General features: G+C 70.0%; 16 protein-coding genes and 3 pseudogenes. 7 read left to right on the top strand and 12 right to left on the bottom strand.

What is annotated here, in order from left to right:
- Positions 1–26: 26 nt before the first annotated feature.
- Together AWW66_RS21015 and AWW66_RS21010 are read right to left on the bottom strand one after the other, a co-directional pair.
- Positions 27–821 (bottom strand): S1 family peptidase, encoded by a 795-nt coding sequence (locus AWW66_RS21015; protein ID WP_067369177.1) that lies wholly within the window; start codon positions 819–821, stop codon positions 27–29.
- Between the two features lie 263 nt (positions 822–1,084).
- Positions 1,085–2,383, bottom strand: a complete 1,299-nt coding sequence (locus AWW66_RS21010) for a low temperature requirement protein A (protein ID WP_169807145.1) — start codon at positions 2,381–2,383, stop codon at positions 1,085–1,087.
- A 218-nt stretch (positions 2,384–2,601) separates the two neighbouring features.
- On the opposite strand from AWW66_RS21010, the gene AWW66_RS21005 reads away from it, so the two are divergent.
- Both AWW66_RS21005 and AWW66_RS35535 read left to right on the top strand, forming a co-directional pair.
- A complete protein-coding gene (locus AWW66_RS21005; RefSeq protein WP_067369175.1) occupies positions 2,602–3,174 on the top strand; it encodes a DUF6892 domain-containing protein in 573 nt (190 codons plus the stop codon).
- A 141-nt stretch (positions 3,175–3,315) separates the two neighbouring features.
- Positions 3,316–3,557, top strand: a pseudogene (locus tag AWW66_RS35535) (site-specific integrase); the annotation flags it as partial.
- Here the strand turns inward: AWW66_RS35535 and AWW66_RS21000 are convergent.
- Both AWW66_RS21000 and AWW66_RS20995 read right to left on the bottom strand, forming a co-directional pair.
- A complete protein-coding gene (locus AWW66_RS21000; RefSeq protein WP_067369172.1) occupies positions 3,529–3,768 on the bottom strand; it encodes a hypothetical protein in 240 nt (79 codons plus the stop codon). The pseudogene AWW66_RS35535 and the gene AWW66_RS21000 sit on opposite strands and share 29 nt — an antisense overlap.
- Before the next feature lie 2 nt (positions 3,769–3,770).
- Complete coding sequence (locus AWW66_RS20995) at positions 3,771–4,823, bottom strand: XRE family transcriptional regulator (protein WP_245648403.1); 1,053 nt, start codon at positions 4,821–4,823, stop codon at positions 3,771–3,773.
- A gap of 339 nt (positions 4,824–5,162) precedes the next feature.
- Here AWW66_RS20995 and AWW66_RS20990 point away from each other — a divergent pair, with 339 nt between their 5' ends.
- Complete coding sequence (locus tag AWW66_RS20990; RefSeq protein WP_067369169.1) at positions 5,163–5,924, top strand: helix-turn-helix domain-containing protein; 762 nt, start codon at positions 5,163–5,165, stop codon at positions 5,922–5,924.
- Between the two features lie 264 nt (positions 5,925–6,188).
- Here the strand turns inward: AWW66_RS20990 and AWW66_RS20985 are convergent, their stop codons facing one another.
- Positions 6,189–8,735: an ATP-binding protein gene (locus tag AWW66_RS20985; RefSeq protein ID WP_245648402.1), complete on the bottom strand. Its 2,547-nt coding sequence runs from the start codon at positions 8,733–8,735 to the stop codon at positions 6,189–6,191.
- Between the two features lie 6 nt (positions 8,736–8,741).
- Positions 8,742–9,008: pseudogene (locus tag AWW66_RS36510) on the bottom strand (winged helix-turn-helix domain-containing protein); the annotation flags it as partial.
- Positions 9,009–9,189: 181 nt separating this feature from the next.
- Between AWW66_RS36510 and AWW66_RS20980 the strand changes: the two are divergent.
- The 3 genes and pseudogenes from AWW66_RS20980 to AWW66_RS36500 all read left to right on the top strand — a co-directional run bounded on the left by AWW66_RS20980 (position 9,190) and on the right by AWW66_RS36500 (position 10,190).
- The gene (locus AWW66_RS20980) at positions 9,190–9,624 is read left to right on the top strand and encodes a hypothetical protein (protein WP_067369162.1); all 435 of its coding nucleotides are present in this window, start codon (positions 9,190–9,192) and stop codon (positions 9,622–9,624) included.
- Between the two features lie 138 nt (positions 9,625–9,762).
- Positions 9,763–10,044 (top strand): annotated as a pseudogene (locus tag AWW66_RS36505) (SDR family NAD(P)-dependent oxidoreductase); the annotation flags it as partial.
- 56 nt (positions 10,045–10,100) lie between these two features.
- Entirely contained in the window at positions 10,101–10,190 is a 90-nt protein-coding gene (locus AWW66_RS36500) for a hypothetical protein (RefSeq protein ID WP_396890728.1), read from the top strand.
- Positions 10,191–10,332: 142 nt separating this feature from the next.
- Here AWW66_RS36500 and AWW66_RS36070 read toward each other — a convergent pair whose 3' ends face one another.
- From AWW66_RS36070 to AWW66_RS20970, 4 genes are all read right to left on the bottom strand, one after another.
- Positions 10,333–10,572, bottom strand: a complete 240-nt coding sequence (locus tag AWW66_RS36070; protein ID WP_083978681.1) for a hypothetical protein — start codon at positions 10,570–10,572, stop codon at positions 10,333–10,335.
- A 2-nt stretch (positions 10,573–10,574) separates the two neighbouring features.
- A complete protein-coding gene (locus AWW66_RS36065) occupies positions 10,575–11,777 on the bottom strand; it encodes a helix-turn-helix domain-containing protein (protein WP_067369159.1) in 1,203 nt (400 codons plus the stop codon).
- A complete protein-coding gene (locus tag AWW66_RS34520; protein WP_169807144.1) occupies positions 11,764–11,928 on the bottom strand; it encodes a hypothetical protein in 165 nt (54 codons plus the stop codon). The genes AWW66_RS36065 and AWW66_RS34520 overlap by 14 nt, the downstream gene beginning before the upstream one ends.
- A 171-nt stretch (positions 11,929–12,099) precedes the next feature.
- Positions 12,100–13,254, bottom strand: coding sequence for a helix-turn-helix domain-containing protein (locus AWW66_RS20970; RefSeq protein WP_169807143.1), 1,155 nt, complete (start codon positions 13,252–13,254; stop codon positions 12,100–12,102).
- A 514-nt stretch (positions 13,255–13,768) separates the two neighbouring features.
- On the opposite strand from AWW66_RS20970, the gene AWW66_RS36495 reads away from it, so the two are divergent.
- The gene (locus AWW66_RS36495) at positions 13,769–14,227 is read left to right on the top strand and encodes a transposase (RefSeq protein WP_396890727.1); all 459 of its coding nucleotides are present in this window, start codon (positions 13,769–13,771) and stop codon (positions 14,225–14,227) included.
- A 216-nt stretch (positions 14,228–14,443) separates the two neighbouring features.
- Here the strand turns inward: AWW66_RS36495 and AWW66_RS20965 are convergent, their stop codons facing one another.
- Entirely contained in the window at positions 14,444–14,713 is a 270-nt protein-coding gene (locus AWW66_RS20965; protein WP_067369156.1) for a hypothetical protein, read from the bottom strand.
- 195 nt (positions 14,714–14,908) lie between these two features.
- A complete protein-coding gene (locus AWW66_RS33860; RefSeq protein ID WP_157527653.1) occupies positions 14,909–15,076 on the bottom strand; it encodes a hypothetical protein in 168 nt (55 codons plus the stop codon).
- Between the last annotated feature and the right edge of the window lie 320 nt (positions 15,077–15,396).

The following is a 15,396-nucleotide window of genomic DNA, read 5'->3' as shown; positions in this document are numbered from 1 at the left end:
GCCGCCGCCGTCGAGGGGTACCCGGGTCAGCCGCCGAGGCTCGCGGCGGCCGAGGCGATCGCGGAGGAGAAGTAGCTCACCTGGGTGTAGACACCCGGGTAGTTGGGCCGGGCGCAGCCGTTGCCCCAGCTCACGATGCCGACCTGGATCCAGGCGTTGGCGGCGTCCCGGCGGAACATCGGGCCACCCGAGTCACCCTGGCAGGTGTCGATGCCGCCGCTGGTGTAGCCCGCGCAGATCTCCTCGGCCGGGATGACGTCCCCGCCGTAGTTGGCGTTGCAGACCGCGTCGCTGACGAACGGCACGGTCGCCTTGAGCAGGTACCGCTGCTGCGCGCCGCCCTCGCGGGCCGCGCCCCAGCCGGCCACGGTGAAGGTCCCGTTGTCGTACGCGGTGCTGGTGGCGATCGGCAGGGTGGCCAGGCTCGTCACCGGCGTGGCGAGCCGGATCAGCGCCCAGTCCTTGCCGGAGCCGTTGTAGCCGGGGGCCCGGTACACGTAGTTGGAGCGGACCGTGATGCGGCTGGACGACTGGAGGTCGACCGCGCCCAGCGTGGCCGTGATGCTGGTGTTGGCGCCGGTGGCCCGGACGCAGTGGGCGGCCGTGAGGACCAGGGTGGGGCTGTAGAGCGACCCGCCGCAGCCCATCGAGAGCCGTACCATGAACGGGAACTCGCCCTGGGCGGCGCGGGTGCCCCCCACGACGAAGGGCGTCGCCGTGTTCCCGCTCGCGACGGCGGGCGTGACGGCGGCGAGACTGCCTCCGGTGACCGCGATCAGCGCGGCGGCCACCAGGCCGGTGATGGTGCGCCAACGAACCATGCGTTCCTCCGCATCGGATCGGTACGCCTCGTGAGCGCACCGGCATCAAGTGCGGATCATCTTATTGAGATCGTTGAATCTTTCGCGCCTCCTCTCCGGGTCCTACCGCCGCGTTATGACCATCCAGCACGCCCCGGCGCAGCCAGCGCGTCGCGCGCCGGCTGCTCGGCGACCGCGCACGACACGGGCGGCGTGCGACCGGTGGCCGGCGGGCGAGGCTGTTCAGCAGACTCCTCCAGCCGAACCGGCTCGTCGCCGGCTCGTCACAGTCGCCACGGCTCCGGTCCCGACCGGGGCCGCTCGTTCAGTGGCGAGGGGGCTTCCAGCGGTCGGCCCCGGGCATGCCGGGCGTCGGCCACGGCCATGCCGAGCAGGATCACGAAAGCGCTGACCGCCGCGACCAACGGCGGGACGAAGGCCAGCGGCAGGGCCGCCGCCGCCAGGACAGCGATGCCGATGAGCCTGCTCCGGGAGACGCGGTTGAAGACCACGCGTTCCAATCCGATCCGACCGATGACGAAGACGATCGGCCCGCCGAGCATCACGGCCAGCCAGACGGCCCGCACGTGCCCCCCGGGGTGGGTTACGACGAGTTCGTAGCCGGCCGCCACCAGCACGATGCCGAGCACCATCAGCATGTGGGCGCGTCCGACGTTGCGGCCGGCCCCGATCCGGTCCCCGGCCACGTGGACGGCCTCGGGGAGCACCTGCCCCGCCCGGTAGTAGTAGATCCGCCACAGGAGCACCGTGGTGGCGAAGCCGACCAGCAGTGCCACCGACCCGGCCAACGACACCGGCGCACGGGTGTAGGTGATCCCCAGCGCCAGCACGCTCTCGCCGAGCGCGATCAGCAGGATCTGCTCGTACCGCTCGGCGAGGTGGTGGGTCTTGGCCGGATCCCAGGCGCTGTCCAACTGCCGGCTCATCCCCGGCACCGGCCAGGAGAAGCGGGCCGCCACGAGCTCGATCGTGATGGCCAGCGCCCACAGGCCCACCCGGGGCTCGCCCTGGAGCAGGATGCCGCCGACCAGCCACGGCACGGCCGACAGGGCGAACCAGATCACCGACCGCGTGTAGAGGGCTCGTTGCGCACACTCCGGCAGGAGCCTGATGAGGACCAGGGGCCGTCCCACCTGGAGGAGCACGTACGATATGGCGAAGGCGTAGCCCCGTTCGAAGAACGCGTACGGCAACGACGACGCCATGAAGACCACGCCGAGGGCGGTGACCAGCACCATCGCCTGGACGACCGGCCGGCGCGGATCGAAGCGGCTCGTGATGTGGGAGGTGGTCGTCCACAACCACATGATCGGCAGCACCAACACCACGACGTACGACAGCCCCGCCCACTGCTGGGCGAGATCATCGGCCGTCAGGTCCACCACGACCCGCGAGACGACCCCCAACAGGGCGAAGACCAGCACCAGGTCGAAGAACAACTCCAGGAAGTTCGCCCGGCGGCTCACCTCGACGGCGCCCGCCGCCCCTTCCACCCGCTGACCGGGAGGCTGCCGGTCGCGCCGGCCACGTCCGGTCCGGTCACCGGCCTCACCATCGGTCACCGGCCCATTGTTCAATCCCATTGCCCCGAACAAGGGGGAAAAGCGGAAAGCCTAACCTCGATCGACGACCTCATCCGCCCGGCCCGCTGCGGAGACGCGGGTGGCCTGCTACGCCCACCGCACCGGGTCGCCTCCGAACCGTCACCAGCCCCACCTGACCCGGACGACGACCCGCTCCGCGTGCTCAGCCGAGCCGGTAGCACGATACGGTCGGGATCATGACCCTCATCTTCCCCGACCTCGGCCTGCACCTGGGCGTCCTGGACGCTCTGCTGGACGACGGCATCGCTGCCGACGACCTCAAGGCGCTCATCGAGTCGACCGGCCCCGACGGCCCGGAGGACGGCTACCCAGGTCCAGGCCCGCGACTGAAGGCGTCACTAGAGCTGTTGCATGCCGTCGCGGTACCGTCGGCCGAGGCCGCAGCGATCACCCACCTGCAGTTCGACGGCGGCAGCGACATCTACATGCTGATCGAGCAGACCCTGGACATCGACACCGGCGGCGAGTCCGACGACTACAACGTGACGTCGCTGGAGGGCATTCACGCACTGTCCAGCCTGCAGTCCCTGGACCTGGACGGCCACGGCTACCGTCGCGGGCCGCTGGACCTGACCCCGCTGACCGGCCACCCGACCCTGTCGGAACTGACACTGACCGGGGAGTGCACGGCAGCGGCGGTGCTGGAGTCGCTGCCTGCGCTCCACACCCTGGACGTCTCGCTGGCGCACCTCGACGACCCCGATGTCCTGACCCGCTTGGAGGCCCGCGGGACGACGGTCAACCGTTGACCGCGCCACCGCAGAGGCCGCTGCCCCACAGCGGCCGGGAGTCCCGGGTGAGGGAGCAGGTTGGTGTCCGACGCCCACTGCCCCGGCGCGGCCGGGACGCGCCCCCAACCGCAGTCATCTGCGGCGTCTGAGCAGCACCGATCCCGCTACGGCACCCCCGTGAAGCCGCGCAACTTCCAGCGTTCCTGGCAGACCCGGTGCGACCGGGCGGGAGTCCGTCCATCACCGTCCACGACGCCCAGCGGACCTGCGCCACCCTCCTGGCCGACCTCGACGTGCACCCACGGGTCGCCATGCAGATCCTCCGGCACGCCCGGTTCTCAACGAACGAGTCGGGTGGAGTGTCGTCCGAGGTCATCCGGCCTGCCGGGGTTCGTCGCGGTCGAGTGCGGCCGGCCGCGTTGCGGTACTCCACAGCTGTACTTCCTCGGCTGCGCGGAGGACGTCCCGGGCGGCGGCAGCCACCGGGCAGTCTGCCGTCCGGCAGATCGGGCAGCGACCGTCGGCTCCGGGTCGGTGGTCGCGCAGGACCCAGCGGGCGGTGAGGACGAGCCGGTTGTGGATCTGGGCCAGGGACAGGAACGGCGCGGTCATCCTCAACCCACCCCGAGTGTGGCGGCGAGATGGATGAGCGCCGTCGGGACGCGCGGGTCGCGGACGACCTGGGCGAGAACGTCCCGGCCGGCTGGTCGGTGGCGGATCTCCGCCGGCGCAACACGGTCGGCCTCCACCAGTACACGGGCGGCGCTGATCGGATCGTCGGTCTGCAGGTACGCGCGGGCGGCGTCGATCAGGTGTGCCGCGCGGTGCTCGGCGGGCAGCCACCGCCATCCGTCGCGCGTGGTCGCCTTCTCGTGCCATGCCCCGGCGTCCCCACCGTCGCCCAGTTCCACCGCTGCGGCGACGCGGGCCGACTCCACCGCCGTCGGCCCGAACCCGGAGCGATGGTGGTCGCGCCCGTCGCCGACGCGGGCAGCCAGGGCGGCGGCCTCGTCGAGCAACCCGGCCACCGCCGCCTCGTCGCCGTGACAGGCGGCGGCCAACGCCGCCTGGACGAGCAGCGCCCCGCACAGGGACAACTCCGGGGGTAGACCGAACTCGATCACCGGCGGGGCGATCCGGTACGCGGCGGCCAGCATCGCCGACGTCGCCACCCACGCCTGCCCGGACGCACGCAACACCTGGCCGAGCTGCACCGCTGCGGCGGCCACCAACACCGGGTCACCCGTCGCGACGTTCATCGCGCGGTCGGCAGCAAGCCACGCCAGGTCCGGGGCACCCAGCTTGACCATCAGTGCTGTGGTGATCCGGTACGCCTCCACCAGCAACACCCGACCCGCCATCGGGTCACCGGCGTGGGTGCGTTCCACGTCGGTCAGCAACTCCGGCAGCAGGTCGACCACGCGGGGGTAGCGGGCGTGCTGGAACGCTGTCCAGGCATGCGCGACCTGCCGGGCCATCTGGGTGGCCGGCGGCGCCGGCCGGCTGCCTGCGGGGCGGGCAAGGGGAATCTCGTACCGGGACAGCGCCGCGCGGATCCGCTCGACCTCTGCGGTCCGCTCGATGACCCCGGCAGGCTGGACATCCCGACCGAGCAGCACCGCCGTGTCGATCCGCAGCACGGCGGCGACCTCCTGGAGAGTCGACACCTTGTCCAGGGAGCGGACACCCGCTCGACCTTGTCCACCCAACTCTTCGACTTACCCAGCCGGTCGGCGAACACCTGCTGCGACAGCTTCCGCCGCCCCCGCCAGTACGCCACCCGGCGGCCGACCGACAGCAGCTCACCGTCGCCGACGGCACCGCCTGAATCGTCCCCGTGCCGGGTCATCGCCATCACCCTGCATCCCACCTCAGTCGTCTACAGCGCGGCGGCGGGCTCGACCGCCGTATGCCGTCCACAATGACGCTGGGATGTCACCACCCGCGACGACACAGGACGCGACAAGTCAGGCACATTGCCGGCGACATTCAGGCGACATGCCGCTATGGTGGCGGTCATGACGGTCCCGAACACCGCCCTCCGCGCCGTCCGTACCGGGATGCGTATGAGCCAGGACGACCTCGCTCGCGCGCTCCAGGCCGCCGGCCACCGCGTCGGGGAGCCCAACGACGCCAACAAGAGACTCGTCCAGCGATGGGAGTCCGGCGCGATCGCCGCGCCGCGACCCGTCTACGCCCGCGCGCTGGAGGTCGTCACCGGCCTGCCCATCTCGCTGCTCGGCTTCGTCGCAGTGCCCGACGGGCAGGTCACCGACGACCAGCACGGTGGACACGACCTGATCTCTCCCATGTCCAGCCTGGCCACGCCGACGCCCAGGCCCAGGCCAGCCACGGCCCACCGGTCGCACGAGGGCGTGTGGCTCAGCCGCTACCAGTACTACTCCAGCGGCCGGTCAGACTCCTTCGCCGGGCAGCACTTCGTGGTCGTGCTCCAGCACGGCGACCGGCTGACCGCGCGTAGCCTGCCCGGCTCGGCGGCATCGTCGCTGTCACTGGACCTCACCGTGGACGGTGCCGTGGTCACCGGTACCTGGGTCGAGCAGACCGATCCGACCGGCTACTACCGAGGCGCCCGCTATCACGGCGCGATCCAGCTCCTGGCCGAGCCCACGGGCCGACGGATGGCCGGAAAGTGGGTCGGGTTCGGCAAGGACATGGACGTCAACACCGGCCCGTGGGAGCTGGTTTTCCAGGACGCCTCGACCTCCAAGGCGACCCTCGATCGGTACAACACGTCGACGATGTAGCGCTTCCCGCCCTGCTTAAAATGAGGTTCGATTCCTCCCCTGCCCGAAGGCAGGAGCATCAACGGAAAGGTGGTAAGCGGGGGCGAATCTTCACCTCGCGGCACAGCTCGTCGAGATGGTCTTCGAGATATTGGGCAACGCCGGGAGTGCCCATCGCGTGGATGCCGGCAAGGTACAGCACCTCTCTTGCCAGTCTGCCGGCGGCGGAGGGGTCTCCGTTCGGTCCACCCGCCCCGACGCGCCGAGCGCGGGTTGCCGTGGCGGTCAGGGGTGGAGCCGGCCGAGCTTCTCAATCTTGGCATGGACCTCGCCGGCGTCGGGGTGTTGGAGGTCGTCGAGGATGGTCAGGGCTTGTTGCCAGACGATTCGGGCAGCCTCCGGGTCGCCCGCCGCAAGATGGGTGTCACCGAGATGGACAAGGACCTCGGTTTCGGAGTAGCGGGCGCCGACGTCGCGCGACAGGTCGAGGGAGTGCTGGTAACAGGTGATGGCCTGGGCGTGCTGGCCGAGGTGGTGGTGGGCGTAGCCGATGCTGTCCCAGGCGGCAGCTTCACCGGCACGGTTGCCGAGTTCCTGCTGCAGGGCGAGCGCCTGGTGGCAGTACCTGAGTGCCTGCCGATGGTTGCCGAGTTGGGCGTGTTGCCAGCCGACCTCGTTGAGGGCGTTGGCCTGTCCGCGCCGGTGGCCGACGGCCTGGTACAGGTCGAGGGCCTGTCGGGCGTGGTCGAGCGCCCGTCGGTGCTGGCCTTGCTGGGCGAACATGAGGCCGAGGGCAATGTGGGTGGAGGCCTGGCCGGCGTGATCGCCCAACTGTTCGCGGACGTGCAGGCTGCGCCTGAGTTGAGTGTCGGCCTCGCCGAAATGGCCCAGGTTCTGGTGGGCTGTGCCGACGAAATGGTGGGCCTGGGCCTGCGCGGGCCGGTCTGCCAGGCGTTGGGCGGCGGCCAGGGCGGCTTCCTGGGTGGCAGCAAGGTCGTGCCAGTGGCCCTGCCGGTCGAGGTAGATCGCGAGGGCCCCGGCGAGTTGCCAGATGTGGGCGTCGAACCCGTTCGTGGCGGCGTGCCGGATGGCGGCCAGCAGCACCGCGTGCTCGGTCGTGAGCCAGGCCATCGCCTGGCCGGGATCGGTGAGGACCTCCGGGGTCACGCCGGGCCGGGGTGGCGGCGGCGTGACCCACTCGCGGGCGGGACTGAGCAGCCGGCAGGCGGTATGGGCGGTGTGCAGGTAGTGGTCGAGGATCCGATGGAGCGCGGCGTGGCGCCGCCCGGGGTGGTCCCGGGCCTGGACAAGTTCGGCGGCGTAGGCGCGCAGCAGGTCATGCAGTGTGTACCGGCCCCGGACGTGTTCGGCGATGAGGCTGGCGCGGGTCAGTTCGGCCAGCAGTGGCGGGACCAGTGGTGGTGCGAGGCCGGCGAGGCTGGCCGCGGCTTCCGCGGTGATGTCCGCGCCAGGGTGCAGCCCGAGCTGCCGGAACAGTCGCGCCGCAGCCGGCGTGAGGGCCGCGTAGGACCAGGAGAACACCGCCCGGATATCGGTGGCCGGGTCCGTGTCGGCCAGCACGTCAAGGCGCGTACCGGCCTCGGTCAGCTCGGCGACGAGGTCGCTGAGTGAGAACTGGGGGTTGGTGGCGGCGCGGGCAGCGACGATGGCAAGCGCCAGGGGCAGTCGCGCGCACAGGCCGGCGAGTGCGTCGGCCGCCTCGGGTTCGTCAGTGATCCGGTGGGCGCCGAGGCGACGGGTGAGCACATCGCGACTCTCGTCGGGCGTGAGCAGGTCGAGCGGGATCGCGTGGGCGCCGGTGGTGACCACGAGGCTGGTGAGCCGGTCGCGGCTGGTGACCAGGACAAGGCAGCCGGGTGCTCCGGGCAGCAGGGGGCGGACCTGAGCGGTGTCGCGGGCGTTGTCGAGCACCACGAGCATGCGCTTGTCGGCTAGTTGGGTGCGGTAGAGCGCGGCCTGGGCCTCGCGGTCCGCGGGGATGCGTTCGGGCGGCACGGCAAGGGCGTCCAGGAAACCGCGCACCGCATCGGCCGGATCCACCACCGCCCCGCTCGGGTCGAAGCCGCGCAGGTTCACGTACAGCTGTCCGTCGGGGAACCGCCTGGCGGCCCGGTGAGCCCAGTGCACGGCCAGGGCCGTCTTACCCACTCCGGCGGTCCCGGCGATTGCCGAGATCACCACCGCGGCCGGACCACCGCCCTCGGCGGCGTCCCCGCTCACGGTGGCCGCGATGGCGTCGAGCCGGGTGAGGTGGTCGCGGCGGCCGGCGAAGCCGCGCACATCGGCCGGGAGCTGCGCCGGTACCGGCGCCCCCGCCGGAAGGACGCCGGGGGGTGGGGGCAGGTCCGGTTCGCGGCGCAAGATGGCCTGGTAGACGGACTGCAACTCGGCGCCCGGTCTCTCGGCCAGTTCCTCGTCCAGCCGCGCACGGGCCGTCGCGTAGCAGTCAAGGGCGTCAGTACGGCGGCCGGCCGCGTAGTGGGCCCGCATCAGCATCGCCGGAAGCGCCTCGACCAACGGATACCGGCTGACCAGATCCGTCAGCGGGCCGACCGCCATGGTCGGGTCGCCGGCCCTGATCTCGGCGTATGCCCAGCCCAGCACCGCATCCCGGTACTCCCCGTACCAGGCGTCGCGGGTCCGGTCCACCCACTCCCCGTCCAACGCCGCGAGCGGCTCGCCCCGCCACATCCCCATGATCTCGCGCCACAGCGCGGTCCGATCGGCGTCCGCCGGCCCATACGTGGCCACGTTCGCCACCAGGCGACGGAACCGGTGCACATCCACCATGTCCGGGTCGATGTCGAGCACGTAGCCGCCACCGCGTCGGACCCGCACCGGCTCGCCCGGGACGCCCACCCGGGTGAGCAGCGCACGGATGTGAGTGATGTGGGTCTGCACCGTCCGCCATGCCCCCGACGGCGGCGACGTCCCCCACACCCGGTCGACCAGTACCTCCCGGGGCGTCAACCGGCCAGCGTCCGCGGCCAACGCCGCGAGCACCAGGCGTCGCTGCGCCGGGCCGACATCCACCAGGGCACTACCGGCGCGGAGCTGGACCTGCCCCAGAAGCCGAATCCACATTCGATTACCACCAGTTTCACGGCAGACACCCTAAGTGACGCTACATTGACCATTGACAATCAGTCAACACACCGACCCACATATGCCGTCGACCCTCAACGGAGGTCGCCACCGCACCCAATGGCCGACCAGCCGACCCGGAACCCGAGTCGGGACGTCAATCGAGAGGTGGCTCTGGCACATGACCCAACGACGGACCATCCGCACGGCCCTGCTGGCTCTGGCCCTGATGGTGGCCGGCCTCATGGTCGCGACCGGCCCAGCTCAGGCTGCGGCAACCGACAGCGCTCAGGCATCCACCGGAGCCTCGGCCGGTTCCGGATCGTTCGCCCGCGTGGCGTACGACCCGGCGAAGAGCAGTGCGGCGACCCCCAAGGCTGCCACGGTCACTCCCATCACGACCAAGGCCCGGACGACCGACGCTCCCTTGCCGGGGTTCTGCACCTACAACGGGAACCAGGGCGCAACCGCCCACGTCACCTGCTCGATCGTGGTGCCGGCCACGGTGTACGTCTTCTGCAGCGACGGAAACTACTTCTACGGGTACCTTCCCACTCCAGGGATCTGGGCCCTGACGGCCACTCCGTGTTACGCCACGGGGTACCACCTGGTCTGACCGGATCTTCGACGGAACGGGCGGCCACCCAGTCGGGTGGCCGCCCGTGCGCACGTGGTATGGACCTGCTCGACACTTCGTCGGTACGGGTAGAGCGCACTGCGCTCCGTTGACAACCACCGAGGCAGGATCGGGCGCATGATCGATCCTCGACTGAACGGCAAGACCGTCCTGGTCACCGGCGGGGCCATGAACATCGGCGCCGCGATCTCGCGAGCCTTCGCCGCCCAGGGCGCACGCGTGGCGGTGCACTACGTGGACGGTAGGACGTCGACGTCGACGGAGCACAGGCGTGTCACCCCGGCCGAGGTCGACGACTTCGTCGCCGCACTGCCCGATGCGATCGCGGTCGCGGCGGACTTCCGCCACCCGGGTACGGCTGGGCAGCTCTTCGATCAGGTGGAGTCGCGTCTGGGACCCGTCGATGTGCTCATCAACAACGCCGCGCTCGCCGAAGAAGCAGACACCTTCGACACATCGCCGACGCCGCCGTCTTCCTCGCCTCCCACCAGGCCCGGTGGATCACCGGCCAGATCGTCCAGGTCGCAGGCGGCCACTGGCTTTGAGCCCAGCGCTACAGGCAGCAGAAAGGCCACCTTCCATCGATGGAAAGTGGCCTTTCACTTGCGTGGGCGATACTGGGATCGAACCAGTGACCTCTTCGGTGTGAACTCTCGGCAGGCCGGTCGGGTCGGGTGCCGTCCGAGGTCATCCGGCCTGTTGGGGTTCGTCGCGGTCGGGTGCGGCCGGCTGCGTTGCTGTACTCCACAGGTGTACTTCCCGGGCTACACGGAGCATGTCACGGGCGGCGGCGGCCACCGGGCAGTCCGCCGTCCGGCAGACCGGGCAGCGGCCATCGGGGCCCGGCCGGTGATCGCGGAGAATCCAGCGGGCGGTGAGGATCAGCCGGTTGTGGATCTGGGCCAGGGACAGGAACGGCGCGGTCATCCTCAACCCACCCCGAGTGCCACGGCGAGGTGGACGAGCGTCGTCGGGGCGCGCGGGTCGCGGACGACCTGGGCGAGGGCGTCCCGTCCGGCTGGACGGTGCCGGATCTCGGCCGGCGCGATCCGGTCGGCCTCGACCAGCACCCGACCGGCGCTGATCGGATCGTCGGCGTGGAGGTGGGCGCGGGCGACGTCGATCAGGTGCGCGGCGCGGTGTTCGGCGGGCAGCCACCGCCAGCCGTCCCGCCGAACCGCCGTGTCGTGCCAGGTCACCGCCTCTGCGGTGTCGCCCAGCTCGACGGCTGCGGCGGCGCGGGCCACGTCAACGGCGGTGGGCCCGAACCCGGTACGGTGGTGGTCCTGGCCGTCGTCGACGCGAGCGGCCAAGGTCGCGGCCTCGTCGAGCAGGTCAGCGGCGGTGCGCGCGTCACCGTGGCCGGCGGCGGCCAACGCCGCCTGAACGAGCAGCGTCCCGCACAGCGACAACTCCGGCGGCAGACCGAACTCGACCACCGGCGGGGCGATCCGGTACGCGGCCGTGAGCATCGCCGACGTCGCCACCCGGCTCTGCCCACCGGCGCGGAGCACCTGACCGAGCTGCACCGCCGCTGCCGCCACCAAAGTCGGGTCCCCGGTGGCGACGTTCATCGCCCGGTCCACGGCCAACCACGCCAAACTCGGATCACCGAGCTTCACCAACAGCGACGCGGTGACCCGGTACGCCTCCACCAGCGGCGCCCGACCCGCCACCGGCTCACCCGCGAAGGTCCGCCCGGCATCCGCCAACAGACCCGGCAGCAGCTCGGTCACCTGCGGGTACCGGGCGTGCTGGAACGTCGTCCAGGCGTGTGCGACCTGCCGGGCCAGCTCAACGGCCGGCAGGACCGGCCGGCGCACCGCCGGCCTACCAAGAGCGATGTCGTACCGGGACAACGCCACCCGAAGACGCTCCACACCCTCACCGCGCCCGGTCACCCCGGCGGGCTGAACCTCCCGCCCCAGCAGCACCGCCGCGTCGATCCGCAGTACCGCAGCGATGTCGTGCAGCGTCGACACCCTGTCCAGCGACCGGACACCCCGCTCGACCTTGTCCACCCAACTCTTCGACTTCCCCAACCGGTCGGCGAACACCTGCTGCGACAACCTCCGCCGCCCCCGCCAGTACGCCACCCGACGGCCCACCGGCAACAGCTCACCGCTGTCCACGCCGCCTCCGCGACGCCGCCACCACCCGCGTCGTCTCCTCGACCGGTATCCGCTCCGCCTCGGCCAACGCCAGAATCCGCTGCCTCGCGGCCTCCCGCTCCGCCGCCTGAATCTGCTCGCCCCGGCTTACGACCGGCTCGCCGTCGCCCATCGGTACCCCTCCGCTGGTAGGGGTGCGGCGGCGTGCTCGTGGAAGGACCGACACCGCCGCACCCGGTTCGAAGCGGGTCACGGCTCTACCGGTACTGGTGACCGTGGGCGACCCGCCCTGGTCACAGCATCAGGTGATCAGCCGGTCACGTTCCAGCTAACGCGCGTCCGGTCACGGGTCCATGGACGCGGACACGGTGCGGACAAGAGCGGACAGCCGGGCGGACCGGTTCCGGGCAGCGATAGACCGTGCCCGCTCCACCGACTGAGCTGCGTCGTCGCGCTCACCGATCGCCAGTTGCGCGCGGGCAAGGTGGCACACGTAGGTGCCGGTCCAGTCAGCCGACGCCGAATCCGCGTCCAGGCCGTCGAGCCCGGCGGTCAACAACTCCACCCCCTGCTCATGCTGCCCCAACGCAGCCCGGGTGGTGCCGGCCTCCAGGTCGAAGAACGCCCGGTCCCGGTAGTAATCCCACGGCGGCATCTCACCGCCGTACTCCAACGCCGCCCACGCCCGCTCGTCAGCGGCTACCGCCGTACTGGTCGCCGCCTGCCGGTCACCGACGAGCGCGTACGCGCGAGCCAGTTGGTAGTGGTCGTAGGCGATCTGCCCCGGCGACATACCCGGCCTGCTCAACGCCGCCCGAGTCACGCCGAGCAACGCACCGACGTCCCCCGACTGCCCGGCCAGATCCGCGCGAAAGGACAGCACCGTACCCAACAGCGCGTCATGCCCGCTCTCCACCGTCCACTCCAACGCCTGATTGAGCCAGTGCCGAGACCAGGCATGATCACCAGCAGCGATACCCAACCAACCCGCGAACTGCGCCCACTGAGCAGCCTGATCGACCAACCGACCCCGCAGGTCGTCGTGTGCCTCGCCCGCCAGGTGGCTGACGAGATCCAGGTTGGCCCGGACCGCCGGCATCACCGCAGCGGCACCAAGAACATCGTCAAGACGACGTTGACTGGCCAGGAGATCCGCAAGAGCGTCGACCGTCGCCGGATCAGTCCGCGTCGGATGACGAGCAGCGAAAGCGATGCGATCCGCGCCGTCACCCGGCAACTCCGGCGGACAGGCCAACGCGACCAGGCCACCACCGGCACCGAGCGCATCATCCAAACGCCGCGCCACGTCACCACTCGGCTGCCGACGCCCCACCTCCAGATCGTGAAGCTGACTCTTGCTCTGATACACCACCTGCGCAAGAGCACGAAGCGAGATCCGCGCACCGGCCCGCAACCGGCGAAGCTCCGCACCAAAACGAGGATCAGCGATAGGCGACACGGCGCACTCCCAGATAGAAGGCTGGCGCGACAGCCCCACCGGCCTACACCCGACGGACCACCACAACGGACGCTACACCCAGCGCAGCCGACCGGTAACACCCCGCGCTGACTGCATTCAATCCCCCTGCCGGGATGACGCAAGAGATCAAGTCGGCCGCATGCGTTGGAGCAGAACTGACCAGCTCGCACGTGACCGGTGGCGACCTGGTCGGCATGCTGGTCGCGCTCCGTCTTGGGTTGCCGTCGCTGTTGGTCGGCTTCCGACGTTTGACGGTGTCTTGCGCCCCTGTATGCACCGAGCGGGTCCCCCGCAGCTCGCTGTCACGGCGGAGCACACACGGTTTAGGAAGGCGTTTGCGGCAGGTCATGCAAAGGGGCCCTGAGCAGCGGGAATGCCTATCAGGCATGCCCTGATACCCGAGATCGTTCCGCGCATAGTCCGGTTCTTGTCCGGTCCCTGTAGGCGTGGCGGGGCTGATGACCGTCCGGCCGATTTTCATCGGTGAAGACCGAAGATACGTTTACGTGGCCAAGCGGATGGGAGGCCCCCCGTGGAGCAACCAGAGCGGAAGCGATCGGCCGCCAGGCGCGGCGAGGCGCTACGAAGGGTAGCCGTGGGCGTTGCTGTTAACCGCGTTGCTCAGGACCTTGGAATCAGCCTCGTGACTCTGCGAAATTGGATATCCACCGAGCAGGCGGGCCAGGAGCGCGCGAAGCACGGTAACCCAGACGCCGCGCCACATGACTGCCCTGACTGCGGGCGTCGGACGAAGGTCAACCTCCGGACGGGCCTGCTTTACTCGCACAGCCGTCCTCGCCAGACAGTGATTTGTCCCGCATCAGCTTCCGCTGTGCGCCCACCCCAGTTGGAAAGGGACAAGCCGCCAACCCTGCCTCCTCTACGAAGGCCGCCCGAGCCAAAGCCGAGCAGCCCGCAGTACTACGACGGACCTTCCCAGAGCGTTTCGGCAAGGCCGAGTGGGCTTCCGAGCCTCGGAAAGCGTCGCTAGATCGGCCTCCCAGTCAGGCTCGTGGCCAGCGCCAGTGCGGCGGCCCGCTTATGCTGGCCCCCTTGACATCTCGTTTACAAGTTCTGGGCGCTTGGTCCGGCGGCGTCCGTCCTCGTCCATGGCCTCGGGCGACTGTCCGTACCCTGCGGCGGCCGGCTGGCCCCGTCCACGCTCGTTGCTGTCACCGTTGCTGTCGACAGCTGGACGGCGCTCGGGTCAGTCGTCCTCGTCCAAGAGGCCGAACGCCTCCGGCGCGTCCACAACGAACTGACGGTATGGCGGTTGGAAAGTCTCCGCTCTGGCTGCGATTGCGGCCGCTAGACGCGCCCGCTCGGCAGGCTCCAGCGCGCCCAGGCGGGACGCTGCGCCGTCGAGCTGCTGGACGGCAATGTCTGGGTGAAGTGTCTCGTCGTCGCACAGCTCGAAGAACGCCAGGCACTCAAGCAAGCTGTCGAGCAGTGCCGCGAAGACCGGATCATCAGACACGCGCGCATGCTACGGCCTTCAGACGTTGAAGCGGAACTAAGAGCCGCTGCCGCGCTACCAGCGGCAACGCCGTCCGACACCTGCTCACAGGGCGTCTCGGGCTGCCATGGTTGCTCGGTGGTTGACGACGTTTCACGGTGTCTTGTGCCCCGCCTGTGCCCCGGGCACCTTCACGTGCGGCGAGGATCGGTGGGCTCAGACCAGTGCTGATGCCGCCAGGTTGGTAGCAAGACCACCGAGCACACACGTAGCAGAGCCAACGATCAACTTCATTGAGATCACCTTGCCTTCCCCGTCCGGTTCCGCCAGAACTGCGGTCGAGATCAGAGTGAGGATGAAGGCGGCCATCATGAAGAGCAGCACTGGAACCAGGACCAACCCTGGTCTCAGCCCACCGACCTGCCAGCCATGATAGCCCTTGCACGCTGCCGGTTCGTGGCTGGGCCGTGGCTGGTCTCGGTCCGGCCTCTTGAGGACTAGATGGGGACTCTGCTGGCCGCGTCGCCGACCACCGCTACACAATCACGGTCAAGGCTGACGGCCCGTTAAGCATCGCCTCTCTGGGCAAGCGCGACGTCATGTGGAACGATGGCTAGTTGGCGTGCCCTCCAAGAGGCCGCAACCTTGCAGTAGGGAGGATATTGTGCATAGCGGAATCCGTGATGCTCTCATCGCCCACGGCC

The organism is Micromonospora rosaria (genome assembly GCF_001567585.1).
Classification (GTDB): Bacteria; Actinomycetota; Actinomycetes; order Mycobacteriales; family Micromonosporaceae; genus Micromonospora; species Micromonospora rosaria.
This window is presented reverse-complemented; position numbering and strand designations above follow the sequence as displayed.

Coding starts and splice junctions, on each gene's coding strand:
- AWW66_RS21000 (WP_067369172.1), bottom strand. CDS start 3,768: ATGACCGCGCCGTTCCTGTCCCTGGCCCAGATCCACAACCGGCTCGTC.
- AWW66_RS20980 (WP_067369162.1), top strand. CDS start 9,190: ATGACCCAACGACGGACCATCCGCACGGCCCTGCTGGCTCTGGCCCTG.
- AWW66_RS36070 (WP_083978681.1), bottom strand. CDS start 10,572: ATGACCGCGCCGTTCCTGTCCCTGGCCCAGATCCACAACCGGCTGATC.
- AWW66_RS21015 (WP_067369177.1), bottom strand. CDS start 821: ATGGTTCGTTGGCGCACCATCACCGGCCTGGTGGCCGCCGCGCTGATC.
- AWW66_RS34520 (WP_169807144.1), bottom strand. CDS start 11,928: ATGGGCGACGGCGAGCCGGTCGTAAGCCGGGGCGAGCAGATTCAGGCG.
- AWW66_RS21005 (WP_067369175.1), top strand. CDS start 2,602: ATGACCCTCATCTTCCCCGACCTCGGCCTGCACCTGGGCGTCCTGGAC.
- AWW66_RS20990 (WP_067369169.1), top strand. CDS start 5,163: ATGGTGGCGGTCATGACGGTCCCGAACACCGCCCTCCGCGCCGTCCGT.